The 16,393-nt window shown below is 40.3% G+C and carries 9 protein-coding genes; 8 read left to right on the top strand and 1 reads right to left on the bottom strand.

Going from position 1 to position 16,393, the window contains the following annotated elements; genetic code table 11:
• Positions 1-10: 10 nt before the first annotated feature.
• The 6 genes from NQT69_RS00795 to NQT69_RS00820 all read left to right on the top strand — a co-directional run bounded on the left by NQT69_RS00795 (position 11) and on the right by NQT69_RS00820 (position 11,694).
• A complete protein-coding gene (locus NQT69_RS00795; protein ID WP_256825827.1) occupies positions 11-2,350 on the top strand; it encodes an alkaline phosphatase D family protein in 2,340 nt (779 codons plus the stop codon).
• Positions 2,351-2,556: 206 nt separating this feature from the next.
• On the top strand, positions 2,557-6,015 hold the full coding sequence (locus NQT69_RS00800; RefSeq protein ID WP_256825828.1) for a TonB-dependent receptor: 3,459 nt from the start codon (positions 2,557-2,559) through the stop codon (positions 6,013-6,015).
• Between the two features lie 86 nt (positions 6,016-6,101).
• Complete coding sequence (locus NQT69_RS00805) at positions 6,102-7,970, top strand: TonB-dependent receptor plug domain-containing protein (protein ID WP_256825829.1); 1,869 nt, start codon at positions 6,102-6,104, stop codon at positions 7,968-7,970.
• Between the two features lie 23 nt (positions 7,971-7,993).
• Positions 7,994-9,322: a c-type cytochrome gene (locus NQT69_RS00810; protein ID WP_256825830.1), complete on the top strand. Its 1,329-nt coding sequence runs from the start codon at positions 7,994-7,996 to the stop codon at positions 9,320-9,322.
• 7 nt (positions 9,323-9,329) lie between these two features.
• Entirely contained in the window at positions 9,330-10,781 is a 1,452-nt protein-coding gene (locus NQT69_RS00815) for a DUF7133 domain-containing protein (protein ID WP_256825831.1), read from the top strand.
• Positions 10,782-10,788: 7 nt separating this feature from the next.
• Positions 10,789-11,694 (top strand): ThuA domain-containing protein, encoded by a 906-nt coding sequence (locus NQT69_RS00820; protein ID WP_256825832.1) that lies wholly within the window; start codon positions 10,789-10,791, stop codon positions 11,692-11,694.
• 64 nt (positions 11,695-11,758) lie between these two features.
• Here NQT69_RS00820 and NQT69_RS00825 read toward each other — a convergent pair whose 3' ends face one another.
• Complete coding sequence (locus NQT69_RS00825) at positions 11,759-13,219, bottom strand: helix-turn-helix transcriptional regulator (RefSeq protein ID WP_256825833.1); 1,461 nt, start codon at positions 13,217-13,219, stop codon at positions 11,759-11,761.
• 255 nt (positions 13,220-13,474) lie between these two features.
• Here NQT69_RS00825 and NQT69_RS00830 point away from each other — a divergent pair, with 255 nt between their 5' ends.
• Together NQT69_RS00830 and NQT69_RS00835 are read left to right on the top strand one after the other, a co-directional pair.
• Entirely contained in the window at positions 13,475-14,887 is a 1,413-nt protein-coding gene (locus NQT69_RS00830) for a sulfatase-like hydrolase/transferase (protein WP_256825834.1), read from the top strand.
• A gap of 15 nt (positions 14,888-14,902) precedes the next feature.
• Positions 14,903-16,348, top strand: a complete 1,446-nt coding sequence (locus tag NQT69_RS00835) for a sulfatase family protein (RefSeq protein ID WP_256825835.1) — start codon at positions 14,903-14,905, stop codon at positions 16,346-16,348.
• Positions 16,349-16,393 lie beyond the last annotated feature (45 nt).

Below are 16,393 nucleotides of genomic sequence, written 5' to 3' on the forward strand. Positions count from 1 at the left end.
GAGTAAAAGTATGAAAAGGAGAAGTTTTTTAAAACTATCTGCAGGCTTAGTGGGCACTAGTCTACTGAGCGGGTGTGCTGGGCTTTTTGCCTCGTACCGTAGTGATCTTGCTACAACATCGGCTTTGGATAACGCACAGTTTACACCGCAAGTATGGTTGGGTGAGCAGTTTTGGGGTAATCGTTTACAGGACTGGCAAAGGGTTGGCAATGAATTACAGTGCACTCGTGAAGGGAAAGATTTTGAAGCCCGCACGGTATCATTATTAACACGCCAGCTTAATAACAGTCTACAGAGCGGACGCATTAAAGCCACCGTGCGTAATCTAACCCCAGGTGAGAATGGCTTTTGTGGCTTTTTGTTGGGTGTTGGCAAAGGCGAATTAACTGCTAAAGGCGCTGCATTGGCGCAACGCGCTGGTGGGGTTAATGGCGGTATCATTGCTGCATTTGATAGCGGTGGTAAATTATCATTTCGTCAGTTTGATGATGAAAGTAAAGCGCTAAAGTTTGAAATCATCAATCGAGAATTGTTTAACCTGAAACAGTACCAAGATGGCGCTAAAATTACACTGGATTGTCATTTAGATCCCATAGATAGCGAGCATTTTGATATACGCTTAGTTGCTACTGATGCGGATACTGCTCAAGAGCTCGGCTTTGCGCTATTACACAAAGTACCTGCAGAGCAGTTACAAGGTGGCATCTCTTTACTAAGTTCATCAGAGCCATTAGTTGCAGGTGCGCGTTGGGGGTTTAGTGATATTGAAACCGGTGGTGCGAAAATAACACTGAACAATAGTAATACCCTTGGTCCTGTTGTGGGTTGTATGTACACAGTTAATAAAAACATACTTAAGTTAACCTGCCAACTGATGCCAGTCGATACACAGGTATTAGCAAAACTACGGTTGGAATACCAACGTGAAGGCCAGCAGCAATGGCAATTAGGAGCTACTGCACCGATTGAAGATGGTTTTGTGGCTAGGTTTAGGTTGAGTAACTGGGATTATCTAAATGCTTATAAATACCGGGTTGTGGATCCCAAAAAACCAGATACTGCCTTGTATTCAGGTATCGTCGCGGCAGATCCACAAATCAGCAAAGAATTTATCATCGCGCTGTATTCTTGCATCATTCCGACATCAAAAAGTTTAGATAACACCCATTACACGCCACTTATTGCTAAAGAGCGAGAGATTGGACGTTATACCAAAGATAACATTTTGTTTCCGCATACTGAATTAGTGGAAAATGCGGCATATCATCAACCGGATATGTTTGTGTTTTGTGGTGATCAATATTACGAAACATACCCAACTCGCTATGGGCGTCACACGCCAGATGCAAAACTCGATACCTTATATAAGTGGTATTTGTGGTACTGGGCATTTGCTGACAGCATCAAAGATAAACCAACAATTATTCTGGCCGATGACCATGATGTACTTCAAGGTAACTTATGGGGTGATGGCGGCGAAAATTCAGAATTACCTAAAGAAGAAGATGGCGGTTTTAAATGGGATAAAGACTTGGTCAGAATGGTTTATCGTATTCAACATGGCCATAACCCAGACCCTTATGATCCCACTCCGATTAAATACGACATTCCAGTGGCCTATGCTGCGTTTGAATACGGCGGCATTAGTTTTGCCATTGTCGAAGATCGTAAATTTAAAACACCACCAGATTATAAAGTAAACAAACTTGCGACAACGGGTGAGTTATTAGGGCAACGCCAAGAATCATTTTTAAAAGCGTGGCAAAGTATGCATTCTGGTAAACCTAAGGTGTGTATTACCGCCTCCATGTGGGGCTCGCCACAAACTGATGAAAATGGTGAGGCATTAATTGATTATGATTCAAATGGTTATCCTGCTGATGGTCGAACTCGGGCAGTTAAATTGGTTAGCGAGGCAAATGCTTTAGTCATTGCTGGGGATCAACATCTAGGTTTATTAGCTTACCAAGGTATTAACCGTTTTGATGATGGCAGTTTATTTTTTGCAGGCCCTGCGAGTGCTGCATTTTGGCAGCGTTGGTTTGAGCCTAAAGTGGCACTGACTAATCAACGTAATAACGATATGAATACTGGCGATTTCACCGATTCCTTCGGCAATAAAATGAGAGTGCTTGCCACTGCAAACCCAAAAATAACTCATACAGAGTTTGCCAAGCAGAATAATAGCTGGGGTAAATTTTTAGCTGACCGAGAACTGAAAAGTGAAGGGTACGGCATTATTAAAGTGAACCACCAGGCTAAGCATTACCAATTAGAATGCTGGGAATGGAGCACAAACCCAGCAACAGGTAAGCAGTTTGCTGGCTGGCCTTATATAAAGCCCTTTTAATATACATAGGGTGTTTAACTAACAATTTATAGCACTCATATTTATTGATTTTTAAAAGTGAAACACAGCGTAATTGCGGTTTCACTTTTTTATTAATAAATTATACATTGTTAACAAAATACAGTTGACAATGACTTGTTGTTCATACTATTGTTTACAAAATAATAACGTAACAACATAATAAACCTTCAACGGGGAACACACACATGACAACCATAAAGAAAACATTCAAGTTAAGCGCTTTAACCGTCGCTTTATTTGCAACGCACTTTGCCTATGCCCAGCAAGAAGAAAAGAAAACAGAAGCGGAAGATGATATTGAGATCATTGAAGTTAGCGGCTTAGCGGCAAGTGTTAAAAAATCAATTAACGATAAACGTTTTGCAGAAAATGTTGTTGATTCAATCAACGCAGAAGATATCGGTAAATCGACTGACCAAAACATCGCAGATGCACTATCACGTGTAACCGGTGTTTCAGTGCAGACAGTTGACGGTGAAGGTGCGCGAGTGACTGTACGTGGTGCTAATTCACAACAAAATAACATCAGTATGAATGGTGTTCAGCTTGGCTCAACAGGTTATAGCCAAGGTGTCGATTTATCACAGTACTCTTCAGATATCTTATCTAAAATCGAAGTTGTAAAAACCCCAAGTGCAGATCATGAAGAAGGTGCGTTAGGTGCAAATATTAACCTAAGTACCACTAAGCCACTTGATTTAAATTATGAAATAAACACCATGACACTTGAAGGCCGTTACAACGACCTATCAGAAGAAGATAATTATAAGGTGTCCGGCACTTTTTCTCGTAAGTTTTTTGATGATACGTTTGGTGTGGTTGTTACAGCCGTTAAAGAAACCAATGCTTATCGTAAAGATCAATACTCAGCCACAGAGTGGTATGCTTTACAGTCTCCTTTAGCGAAAGATACAAATGGTAATATTGTTGAAAATGCTGTCGGTATTACACCGCGTACAGTTCAATATCAATATCATGAAAGTCAAAATGATCGGGTTAATTTTAATCTAGGTTTACAGTGGCGAGCGTCAGAAAATACCGAATTTAACTTTAATGCTATTGTTGGTAAGCAAGATATAAATAACTCTATGCATGGCATTAATACTCGCTCAGTAGAGACGAAAAACTTGGTTGAAGGTGAAGACCCTGGCTTGGCAGGTGTAACTGCTGAGTTTACGGATCCTGAGCAAGACTGGCGTACCATTGATTTAGAAACCAATACATTTACTAAGTTTGTTAACCGCTTTGGCAGTGGTGGTTTGGTACAATCTGAAGGGGATTTTGAAAATAACAATCAAATATTTTCTTTAGATATGAAGCATAACTTCAGTGATTCACTAACAATGGATGCGGGTATTGGTTACTCTAAAACTGAGCAAATCCCCAATAACTCTGTGTATGTGGCATTACAAAATTTTGCCAATATTAGTGCGTGGAGCTTAAAAGATGTACCGCCAGAAGATATGGAGCCTGTAGGTTATGATTGCACTAGTGGTCAGTGTAATTTAGTAACCGGTACTGGTTTGATTGACTATGGCGAACATAACACCTTTGGTGATCCAGAAAGCCTGTGGGATAATTACAGCACCACGGGTTTTAATCCGGACGAATTAGATGCTCAGCATTTATCATATATGGGCAGAACCTTAAATACGGTTGAAGATGAGCAAAAATCATTATATGTAGATTTTGACTACGTGCTTGATTCAGATAACTTTCGCTCAATTGAGTTTGGTGCTAAATGGTCTAAACGCACTAAGTATGTTGATGCACAGCAGGGTTCGTTTAACAATGTAGGCGAAGGGGTTGTAATAACAAACCCAAATACAGGTTTACCAGCCGTGTTAGGCAGTGGCTTACGTGATATAACCGGAGCTATGATTACTGATGGCAATGAGTTCCCTGTTGATGATTTTATGGCGGGCCTTGGTTATGGACGCGACAATGTTACTGACGGCTGGAATAGTTTTTCAGCTTTCAAGGCGTTTGAAGTTGCGTTAGGTAGCCCTGAAGTTGCATTTGAAACAGATGACTCAAATACAAGAAATACAGAATTAGACAACCTTGCATTTTATACAAAACTTAACTTTGAGTTACTAGATGGCCGTATAACTGGTGATGTCGGTGTTCGTTATGTCAAAACAACGGTTGAAGTTCAAGGTGCATCAGGTGTGCAATTTGCGTTTGACCCTTCAAATAATGCCCGTTTAATGGACCCTTTCAAGCTTGCTGAACTTCGTGATTCAAGTTTACCGCTGTGCGCAGCAACTTTGTTTTATGGCACGAATTATAATGAAGAAAGTCGTTGGTCTAGAACGGATGGTTTGGGTTATGACACCTTAGGAACCAATGATAAGACTGATGATGTTAGGATCCCAGATCAAGGTCCGTGTCATGATCCTAATGCAATTCAAGGGAACCCAAATGAATCTGAATGGTGGTTATGGCGTCACTCTGATGTGTCTACAGAAAAGCACTGGATTTATGGTGAACGTGTTTATGATGAAGCAGGTAATTTATTACCAACGGAAGACAGAAGCTTGCGCTCTTTTGCTGTTACCGATGAGCATGAGTATGATTTATTTTTACCGAGTTTAAATCTAAATTACTTACACAATGAAGATACTATTATCCGTTTTGCTGCTTCAAAAACCATGGCGCGTCCACAAATTGATTCTCTTCGCCCTGGTTTTAAAGTTAGAGAAACACAATGGGGTGGTGAAAACCGTAATAACTCGATTACATTGACGAATCCTAAACTAGATCCTCTTGAATCATTTAACCTTGATTTATCTTATGAGTGGTACTTTAACAAGTCAGGTTTGTTAGCTGCTACGTTATTTTATAAAGACATGACTAACTTTGAAGAGTCAGAAACAATCGTTACTTACATGGATGATTTACGTGATGTTGGTTTAACTGAGGGGGAAACATATGAACCAAATGATCTCGTACTGATTGCTGGTCAAGATAGCTTAGAAGGGTGTATGCCTAAGCGTTTTCAGGGCGGTCAAGACTATGAGCTAGATTGGATGTACTCAGGTGATTTAGAGCAAATGTGTGCCAAGTTTAATACCACGCGTATTAAAAATGGTAAAGGTGCATCAATCAAAGGTCTTGAATTACAGTACATGCAAACGTATGACTCACTCCCTGGGATCTGGTCTGGTTTAGGCTTGCAGGCAAATTATACCTACCAAGATTCAAAATATGATCAAGAAGTATCTTCAATTGATAGCGATGTGAAAGTACCTTCTCTTGCTGTGGCGTATACCCCTGAGCATAGCTATAACTTGACCGGCTTTTGGGAGAAAAACGGTCACCAGTTACGTTTATCGTATCAAGGTACAACTGATCAGTTAGTTCAACGCTCATGGGAGAATGGTTCGCTTTGGGAAGAAGGTCGGCAAACGCTTGATTTCTCAGCAAGTTATAAAGTGAATGATATGATTTCGGTATCATTTCAAGTGGCGAACTTAACAGATGAAGGTGTACGTCAATATTTCACTAGCCGTTTCTTACAAGCGGGCGGTGTAACCTTTGATGAAGGCAGCCCACTTGAAGGTGATGCCACTAAATCACGTACGGTTTATCAATATCATACCGGACGTACATTTAGACTTAATACCCGTATTAATTTCTAACTATTTTTCCTAAGTACGGAGCCCGCAGTATTGCTGCGGGTTTTTTGGTTTAGTTATAAAAAAATAGGGTTGTAATGTTTTATCAAATGAAATTAATGATGCGCGCGACAATAATGTCGTTTTTCTTTGTCGCGTCGGTTAACGCTCAGATTGAGCAACTGCAAGTTTACGGTAATTTCTATCCCGTACAAGCGAATCAAATGCCGAGTTCACTATTCGTACTCGAAAAGAGCCAAATAGACACTATTGCAGGATGGTCGGCACTCGATATATTAACCTTGGTGCCAGGAATTCGAGTTCAAAAATCAGGTGTAAGCCAAGAGATTTTTTTACGTGGTGCTGAAACAAACTTCGTTATTGTTCAGATAGATGGGGTGCAAATAAATAACCCATTGGACAGGCGTGGCGGCAGTTTTGATTTAGGTACACTATCGAAAGACTTGATTCAACGTGTAGAAGTGATCAAAGGCGCACAATCGTCAATTTATGGTTCTGATGCTATTGCTGGTGTGATCAATTTTATTACCTATGATGCTGATACCAGTAACACTTTGGTTTCGGCCGGTGCCTTTGATAATGGTTCACAAACCGCGACGGCGAAAGTCGCGTTCGATAGCGCAGAAATAGGTGTAACGGCAATCAATAGTGACGACTCGGCTACTGGTGATGAGCAAGAATCTATTGAACTGAATGCACACAGTGTCATTAGATATAATAACGACAGTGAGACTAAGCTGAGTGTTCGTTTCAGCGATTATCAACAAAAAGCGCTTGCAGACCAAAGTGGCGGCATTTTATATGCTCAAGACTCGATAAAAGATGACAAACAAGGCCAAGTATATTCAGGTAGTGTACGTCATAACCAAGTGATTTCACAAAGTCATCAATTAGCATTGCAGGCAGAAGTTTTCAGCTCGTCAGATAGTTTAAAATCACCAGGTATAGCACCTTATTTTTCAGCGCCACCAAGCTACTCTGAGAACGACTACTCGTACTACAAATTACGATTTTTAAATGGGTTGCAGTTTAACCATGCTCTGGTCACTGTGGGTATTGATTTTAAATCAGAATCGGGTGAAACCAACGGCAGTACGCAAATGCATACCTTTACAGATATGGGACAAATGGTAGTGTTTGAACTGCCTACCGAATATGACATAGACAGAGAAAACCTTGCAGGCTTTGTAGATGCCAAGTGGCAAGTGGATAGATTAACGGTTTTCTCAGGTATTAGATACGACAACACCAAAGATTTTGGCAATCAAACGACGTGGAAATTAGGCGCAAATTATGAATTCAATGAGCAAGTGCGAGTGTTTGCCAATACCGGCACCGCTTTTAAATTGCCAAGTTTATATGCACTGAGCAATAACTTGATTGGTAACCCTAATTTGAACCCTGAGGAAGCAACAAACCAAGACATTGGTATTGAGTTTATATTAGAACAAACCAACGTTAGCTTGTCAGTGTTTAACTATGAGTATACCGATCTTGTTGATTTTGATTTCGCCACATTTTCACTGGTAAACCGCTCAAAAATCATTAGCTCAGGTATCGAGCTAATTGTGCAAGGACAGCTGAACGATGATTTTTCATATAATTTCGACCTTACTTACGTCGACCTGCAAAGTAGCGAAAATGAAATTCTAACTGGGCGTCCTGATTGGCAGGGCGGCTTAGGAATTCAATACCAAGTTAATGACAATGTGACCACTTCGCTAAATATGGATTATGTTGGAGAGACCCTTGGAACAAGCCAACATACTGGCGAAAATAGCGTTTACGACTTGGACGCTTACAATAAAATTGATATCACGACACAGTGGCAAATTCGTTCAGACATTAGATTAGACGTCTATGTACAAAACCTTTTTGATAAAAGCTATCAAGTGGCCGTTGGTGTTCCAGGCCAAGAGCTTGGGTTTGGTGCAAACGTTCAATGGACGATTGATTAGTCTTGATTGTGGAGTGTATTGATATGATTAAACGATTTTTTATTGTTGCTCTAATGCTGTTTACGGCTGTTGAGGTTAATTCTGAAGAGCTAGATGAAACACTGATCCAAAGCAGTACTAACCCTGTTGTGTTGCAACAAGGAAAAGTATTGTTTGAGCAGGTTTGTGCGTCTTGTCACAACAAAGATTTGAGTGGCGCAAGCGGATTTAATTTAAAAGATGGCGAATGGGTTCACGGAAAACGACCCTCAGAAATATTAAACAATGTAAAAAACGGTTTTATGAGTGCCGGAATGCCTGGGTTTGCTGATGTCTTCTCTGAACAACAGCTTCGCTCAATAGTTTCATATGTGTTGTCAAAGCGAGAAGGGTGGGATGATCTTCAATATAAGCTCTATCAATTAGACAATGAACATGATCAGGTTGTGAGGGAAGACAAATTGATCAAGTCTGGGCAACTTGCAAAGAACCTTGCTGACTTTGCGATACCTGAGGTGCAAGATTATTTTATTGAGTTTGAAGGCGATTTTTACGCGCCTAAGGATAAAGATGCTCAGCTTTGGTTAGAGTGGGGCGCACCTCATGAAATGGAAGTATTTATAAATGGCAAGCAGGTTCAAAGAGGCGGAACGCCGTGGTTTCCAACCTGGCGACTTAAGCGAGGCAAACAGCGTTTAAAGCTTACTTACCGCTCTGGAAATAGTAAACCTGGGCAAAGAAACTTAACCGTTATCGCTACTAATTTAGACATGACCATTAAGTTATTTGCAGTTTCGAGCCGCGCTAAAGTGATCATGGACGGCAAAAAATTTGAAATCAAAGCGACGTCAGACACCATAGTTCTAAGAAAACGCATCCATAAGCTTCCGCCTTTGAGCATATCTGTAGGAATGCCAACCAAGTTGAACTATGCATTCAATAGCAAAACTTGTTCTATTAATGGGTTATGGCAGGGAGATTTGCTTAATATAGGGCCAAATATATCAGGTCGCGGTGAAGATCCAAGTTTACCGTTGGGTGAGTGGGTATTTAAATCGCCTCAAGGCATAAAACACGCAACCGACGCTCAGCAGGTGTGCAGTTATAAAGGCTATCAACTGGTTAATTCAAACCCTGTTTTCAACTATGCAATTGGGGATACTAATTTTAGTGTCACTGCAATTGCTAAACACAGCAACAAAATAAGCTTTTTGTTCAACTCAAACAACGAAAATAAAACAGCCACTTTACGTTTGCCCGCCTCTGAGAACTTAATTTGGTCGTCCGAGAATGGAAAAATCACTGCAGATAAAGCAGTCATTACTACTAACAGCAAAGGCTCGTTTGAATTGACAGCCTCAATAGAGAAGTGAAACTAGTATGAGAATAATAACTAATTTTTTATCATCGATAATAATGCTGTCCGTTGCTTTGTCAATTAATGCACAACAAGCGCCACAACATGAATATAAACCTGATGGGTATAAAATAATCACTGTGGAAACACCAAAAGATGTTCGTTTTCATGTTACTGGGTTAGACAGTGATAGCGCTGGTGTTATTTGGGTTGCTACTCGTTTTGGTGAGGTTTGGTATCTTAAGCAAGGGCAATGGTCAAAGTTTGCTGAAGGCCTACATGAGCCAACGGGATTAATGGTTGACGACGATGGCTCAATTTTAGTTGCGCAAAAACCAGAACTGACGCGATTAATTGATACTAATAATGATAATAAAGCAGATGCTTATATACCCGTGGCAAATGATTGGGAGTTTCACGACAATTATCATGAGTTTACCTTTGGGCCTGTAAAAGACAATGCGGGCAATTTATTTGGCACTCTTAATTTGAGCCACAATAACCCAGATGCTTTCACTATGGGCGTGATGGGAAGCGCTGGTGGAAATCGCGGTTTTGCCTTTAAAGTAGATGAAAATGGTCGTTACTCTCCTTATGCGTACGGCTTACGTTCTCCTGCCGGGATCGGTGCTAGTCCTAGTGGCGAAATATTTTTTACCGATAACCAAGGGGATTGGGTACCAACCTCAAAGATGCATTTGTTACAGAAAGATAAGTTTTACGGCCACCCTGTATCTTTGATTGAAATTGATGGTTTTACTAAAGAAAAAATAAAAAATTTATCGTTAGACACCTTGGCAGCAATGAGTGAAAAACCAGTGGTTTGGATACCACATGTAGAAGTCGCCAACTCACCCGGCAACCCTGAGTGGAATACCACGCAAGGAAAATTCGGACCATTTGAGGGGCAGATTTTTATAGGCGACCAAACGCAATCAAACGTTTTCCGTGTTTTATTGGACCAAGTGAACGGCAAATACCAAGGTGCGGTTATTAACTTCATGAATAGGTTTCAAAGTGGCAATGTACGTGCAGAATTTGACGTTAACGGCCAACTTTGGATTGGACAAACCGCAAGAGGTTGGGGGGCACAAGGTGGCAAACCATTTGGTTTAGAAAAAGTGGTTTGGGATGGAACCAATCCATTTGAATTATTAGACATTAAACTCACCAAAACAGGCTTCAGATTAACATATACGGATGAGTTGGACGCAGCGTCTGTGAAATTGGACAGTCTGTCGGCGCAATCTTGGCATTATCTTTATTCAGGCAATTATGGTTCGCCGAAAAAAGACTTAACTCAGTTATCAGTTAGTAACATAACGCTAAGCAAAGACAAAAAGTCGATTGATATTGAACTGCCATTAATGGCAGATAAAATTGTGCAAATTGACTTTGCTGGTCTCAAAGATATCAATGGCCGAAGTGTTAGCGTAGAGAAAGTCTATTACACATTAAATGAGCTTATTGAATAGGAATTTCATGATCAAATTACTCATCACGTTATTAACAGTGCTTTTGTGCGGTTGTACATCACTATTTGCCAGTGCTTCATCAATAAAAGTGTTGCTAGTAGACGGTCAAAATAACCATTATGTTTGGCCGAAAACATCGAATATGATGAAAACATTTCTTGAGCAAACAGGTCAGTTTGAGGTTGATATTTATCGAACCGCAAAAACGTGGAATGGTGGCAAGTTGCAGGAGCAATTTCCTGCTAATGATGGAAGAAAGCATCAAGATTTCGAACAGCCTGTAACAGACGAAACATTTTCACCTAACTTTGCTGATTATGATGTGGTGATTTCTAACTTTGGTTGGAAAGCGGCACCTTGGCCGAAACAAACAAGATTAGCGTTCGAAAAATTCATGAAAAATGGCGGTGGCTTTGTATCTGTTCACGCTGCTAACAACTCGTTTCCTGAATGGTTTGAATACAATCAAATGATTGGACTGGGTGGTTGGGGCGGTCGTAACGAAAAGAGTGGCCCTTACATTTATTTTGATGAACAAGGACTATTAAAGCGTGATACATCAAAAGGACAAGGCGGTGGACACGGTAAAGAGCATGCATTTGAAATCGTTTTAAGGCAGCCGCACCCGATCACAAAATTACTTCCTCAAAACTGGACTCATAGCAAAGACGAATTATACAACCGCCTACGCGGCCCAGCACAAAATTTAACTGTGTTAGCAAGTGCATTTGACGATAAAAAATTCAATGGATTTGGACGCCATGAGCCTGTGCTGATGACGGTCGAGTATCATCAAGGTCGAGTGTTTCACACGACGTTAGGGCATGGCATTGAAGTATTCGAAGATGAGCACTTTATAAATGTTATGCGCCGTGGGGTGGAATGGGCAGCGGCAGGCAAGGTAAAAGATTAAACTGAAATATCAGAGTGTTAGCCGACAAATAAGTTATGGGTAGTGAACTGAAAAGTAAATAAGCTCATTTTGAAGTCGTTATCGTCGACTTTAATTGACCTTGTTGTTGGTATTCTTTTGGTGATAACTTAGTGTGTTTTTTAAATACCGTTGAAAAGTACGCTGAGTTATTAAATCCTACTGCGTAGGCTGTTTCGGTGACTGTTTTAGTTGGCAAGAGCAACTTTGCTTGGGTTATTCTTACATCAGCTAGGTATTGATTAATCGTTGTTGCCGTTAGTTGTTTAAACACCTTCATTGTATGTGAGCGGCTCGCACCCACAGCGCTGACAATATCTGCAATGGAGATATCATGGCGGTATTGCTCAAGAATATACGCTTTTACTTTATCAACAAGTTGTTGATCTGGAGTGTTACTGTTTAATTGATCAAGCGCGTAGTTTAATACTGTGATCACGTGATGTAGGGCTGCATCAATATTGACGATAGTGTTAGCATCATCAAGGCGATTGCCGATACTTTCAAGCTCATCAAGTAATACTTTACTATTCCCGCACTGAAAAATAACCCGATCAAACATCATAAATGCGATTTCTTTTGCTCTTATCTGATAACAGCTAAACGAATTGTGGCAATAGCTTTTTAGTTTAACTAATAACTCGTCTAACTTGGTTGCTGTTAAATGTGGGTTAGCAGTACAGATAATCTCAAGTAGCGCTACACGCTCTTTAAGTGGATAGGCTTTGTTTAATTTGTCTGGGTAAAATTGGCTAAAGTTGCGATTATTAGCCGCTGTAAATTGCGCTATAGCCAGTGCATTTTTGTGTTCAGTGTGTTGTTTAATTTTACTATTTGTAAATTGAATATCTTTATAAACTGCCCAGCTCCAAATTAGCGCACTTAAACTTGCCCCAACATAATAAATAACCCACAGCTCAAATGCGTTACCAATGCACATAAAAACACTGAGTGTGAGCGCACCATAAACATGAGTTGCAACATAGGCTTTAAGGTTTTTTTGTAATAGTAGGATGCAAGGGAGTAACAACTGCAAGCAGATCAACAGTAATTGAGAAGAGTAAATATGCTGTGCGTTTATGTTTTCTAACTTAACTAACCAAGGTAGCTCATTGGGACTGTAAAAATATAAAGGGGCTGCACAGAAGAAAAAGCACGACCATGCAATCCCAAGTACAACCGGTGTTATTAATAAGGGTTTGGGTAGCTGCAACTTAGCCTGTGTTAATAATGCAAAAAGTAAACTGGGGGTGCCAATACTAAAGAGCAAAATATTTCTAAAAAGATCATACCACCTTTTCCCTTCATGAAGTGGCATAACATTAATAATCGGGCCGCATAAAAAAAGAATAAAACAGACGATAAAAGCGCAATAAAAAGGGTAGGCAGCACCAATACGTTCGCGCACAAGCGTAAAATAAATGAGTACCATGATGAAAATGTTGGCAGCTGCAAATGGGATCACGGTACGTAAAAATATATCCCAATTTAATTCTGTGTAATACATCGCTAATTTTTATTTTTTATAGGGCAAGAACCAAAACAATAGTGGTGATGAGGGTTACAAGTCAAGTTTGTTAACAATTTACTTTTTTTGTAGTGGGGGGGATGAAATATAACTTATTTTAGTGTGTTGATTAGTAAAGGAAAGACTATTTTATAACTCGTTATAGAGGATATTGAATGCGGTAAAGACGAAAGCTAATTTAAAGTGTCGGCATCATTTTCACATCAATCTAGATATCAGTTTTAAAGGGACATTATGCGTATTCATTTAAAGTATATCTATTGGTTATTGCTGCTAAGTGCATTCAGTAATCTATGTTACGGCGAAGAGCAACCGAATATACTGTTGATTATCGCCGATGATGCGGGTTATCACGACTTCGGTTTTCAAGGCAGTGAAGTAATGCAAACGCCAACAATCGATAAGTTGGCAAGTCAGAGTGTTGTATTTGAGCAAGCCTATGTAACAGCGGCTGTGTGTGGGCCTTCACGCGCGGGGTTGTATACTGGGAAATATCAGCAAAGATTCGGTTTTGAAGAAAACAATGTGCCAGGTTATATGAGTACGTCAGGCTTTACTGGCGACAAAATGGGCTTGCCGCTTACTCAAGTAACGATGGCCGATCACCTCAAAGATCTGGGTTACCAAACTGGATTATTTGGTAAATGGCATCAAGGTAATCATGATGATTATCATCCAACTAAGCGAGGGTTTGATAATTTCTATGGCTTTCGTGAAGGCGCGCGTGGTTATTTTGCATACAGCAAAGCGGAACAACAGGCTTATCCTTCACAAAAGATGGAGCGAGACTTTAAGCACTATGCTGAACACCAAGGGTACTTAACAGATGCACTGGCGACTCAAACCAGTCATTTTATTACTCAATCAGTCGCAAATAAACGTTCCTTCTTTGCTGTATTATCGTTTTCGGCGGTGCATGCGCCGATGCAAGCAACGGATGCTGATTTAGCTCAATTCCCTCATTTAACAGGTGAGAGGAAAATATTAGCTGCGATGAATTTTGCTATGGACCGTGCAATTGCAGTCGTATTAAATAAGCTTAACGCGCTTAGTATTAGTGATAACACTCTAGTGGTGTTTATTAACGATAATGGTGGACCGACTGATCAAAATTATGCCAATAATTATCCATTAAGCGGTACTAAAGCCAATCACCTTGAAGGTGGGGTCCGAGTACCTATGTTATTAAAGTGGCCTAAAAGGCTTTCTAGTAATACCTCGCGCTATACGTATCCGGTGAGTTCACTCGATTTGTTACCGACTTTTATTCATGCTGCTAATGGCAAAGTGACTGCGCAAATGAAGCTCGATGGCGTTGATTTAATGCCATTTTTATTATCAAAAAAGACACAACGACCACACCAAACCTTGTACTGGAAAAAGGAATCCCGAGCTGCTATTCGCGACAAAGACCTAAAGCTACTGCGTTTTCCTGATCGACCCGCTGAACTGTATGACCTTTCTGTCGACGCATCAGAAAACCATAATTTGGCATCGAAGCAGCCAAACCAAGTAGCGCGCTTGATGAAAAAATTATTCCACTGGGAATTAACCTTAGAAAGACCTTTATGGCAATTAAAACGTGTATACGAAGGTCGTGCAATGACACGTATGGATAACTATCGCACACATCAGAAAAATAATTAGAAAGAGGACTAAATAATGAAACGACACTTGTTATTAATACTGATAACTATACTGGTGAGCATCGGCAGTATAAATACTTATGCCAATGAGAAAAAACCAAATATCGTGGTGATCCTCGCCGATGACTTAGGGTATGGCGATTTAGGTTTTACCGGTTCAAAAGAGATCAAAACACCAAATATTGATGCATTAGCTAATAATGGTGTTAGCTTCAAAAACGCGTATGTAACGCATCCATACTGCGGGCCTTCTCGAGTCGGGTTACTAACAGGACGGTATCAAGCACGTTTTGGTATGGAAAATAATGTCAGTTATATGCCTCAAGATAAATACATGGGACTGCCGCTATCAGAAAAAACACTTGCTAATCGTTTACAAGATGTAGGCTATCAAACCGCAGTATTTGGCAAGTGGCACTTGGGTGGCGCACCGCATTTTCAGCCCAATAATCGCGGCTTTGATTATTTCTATGGTTTTTTAGATGGTGGGCATAATTATATGCCTGATCAAGTGACAGTTGGCGGAGATGGTTATTCACTGCCGCTGATGCGCAACAATCAAGTGGCCGAATTTGATGAATACTTAACGACAGCGCTTAGCCGTGATGCCGTGAAGTATATTCACCGACAGCAACAAGAGTCGCCATTTTTTATGTATTTATCTTACAACGCGCCTCACACGCCACTACAAGCACCCGCTGAATATATTGAAAAATATAAGCATATTGAAGATGAAGAGCGACGTATATATGCCGCTATGATCGATGTTATGGATGAAGGCATAGGTATGGTCATTGATGCACTTAAAGAAACCGCGCAATTAGACAATACCTTGATCATCTTTTTATCAGATAATGGTGGCGTATTCCCTGAAAGTTGGCAACCGAACAGCGATTGGGCTGACAACTCTCCTTTTAGACGAGGTAAAGTGGCTTTACTCGAAGGGGGTATTCATGTGCCTTTTATCGCACATTGGCCGGGGGTAATTCCTAAAGGCGAAGAGTTTACTGGTTTAATATCGTCACTTGATATTGCTGCAACCTCAGTGGCACTAGCGGGTGCTGATAATAAGAAATTAGATGGTGTTAATTTACTGCCATTTTTACAAGGCACTAAACAAGGCAGCCCACATCAGGCGTTATTTTGGCGCTTAGAAGAGGCTCCTAATATTTATGCTGTACGTACTGTTGATTATAAATATATGAACCAACCACTACCAAATGTAGGCCGCAGTTTTTTTGATATGAAAGCCGATCCGTATGAGCAATATAATTTGGTTGATACGCTACCCGCTGAACAAGCGAAATTAGCCAAGCTGTGGAATGAGTGGAATAAGCACAATACAAATAATGTGTTGCAACAATCATGGGAATACAAAGCACAAATAGATAAGTTTTTTGAGCAGTTAAATAAGCAGAATATTGAACAGGCAAAGCAAACGCCAAATTATGTTATTAAGTAACCAGAGTTGATTTGGTTAACGAGTATAAAGCCCCAAAATTGGGGC

This window comes from Pseudoalteromonas shioyasakiensis, from assembly GCF_024518675.1.
GTDB lineage: Bacteria > Pseudomonadota > Gammaproteobacteria > Enterobacterales > Alteromonadaceae > Pseudoalteromonas > Pseudoalteromonas shioyasakiensis_B.

Bases quoted from the DNA above. Each gene is read 5' to 3' on its own strand.
- NQT69_RS00795 (WP_256825827.1), top strand. From the start codon at position 11: ATGAAAAGGAGAAGTTTTTTAAAACTATCTGCAGGCTTAGTGGGCACT.
- NQT69_RS00800 (WP_256825828.1), top strand. From the start codon at position 2,557: ATGACAACCATAAAGAAAACATTCAAGTTAAGCGCTTTAACCGTCGCT.
- NQT69_RS00805 (WP_256825829.1), top strand. From the start codon at position 6,102: ATGAAATTAATGATGCGCGCGACAATAATGTCGTTTTTCTTTGTCGCG.
- NQT69_RS00810 (WP_256825830.1), top strand. From the start codon at position 7,994: ATGATTAAACGATTTTTTATTGTTGCTCTAATGCTGTTTACGGCTGTT.
- NQT69_RS00815 (WP_256825831.1), top strand. From the start codon at position 9,330: ATGAGAATAATAACTAATTTTTTATCATCGATAATAATGCTGTCCGTT.
- NQT69_RS00820 (WP_256825832.1), top strand. From the start codon at position 10,789: ATGATCAAATTACTCATCACGTTATTAACAGTGCTTTTGTGCGGTTGT.
- NQT69_RS00825 (WP_256825833.1), bottom strand. From the start codon at position 13,219: ATGTATTACACAGAATTAAATTGGGATATATTTTTACGTACCGTGATC.
- NQT69_RS00830 (WP_256825834.1), top strand. From the start codon at position 13,475: ATGCGTATTCATTTAAAGTATATCTATTGGTTATTGCTGCTAAGTGCA.
- NQT69_RS00835 (WP_256825835.1), top strand. From the start codon at position 14,903: ATGAAACGACACTTGTTATTAATACTGATAACTATACTGGTGAGCATC.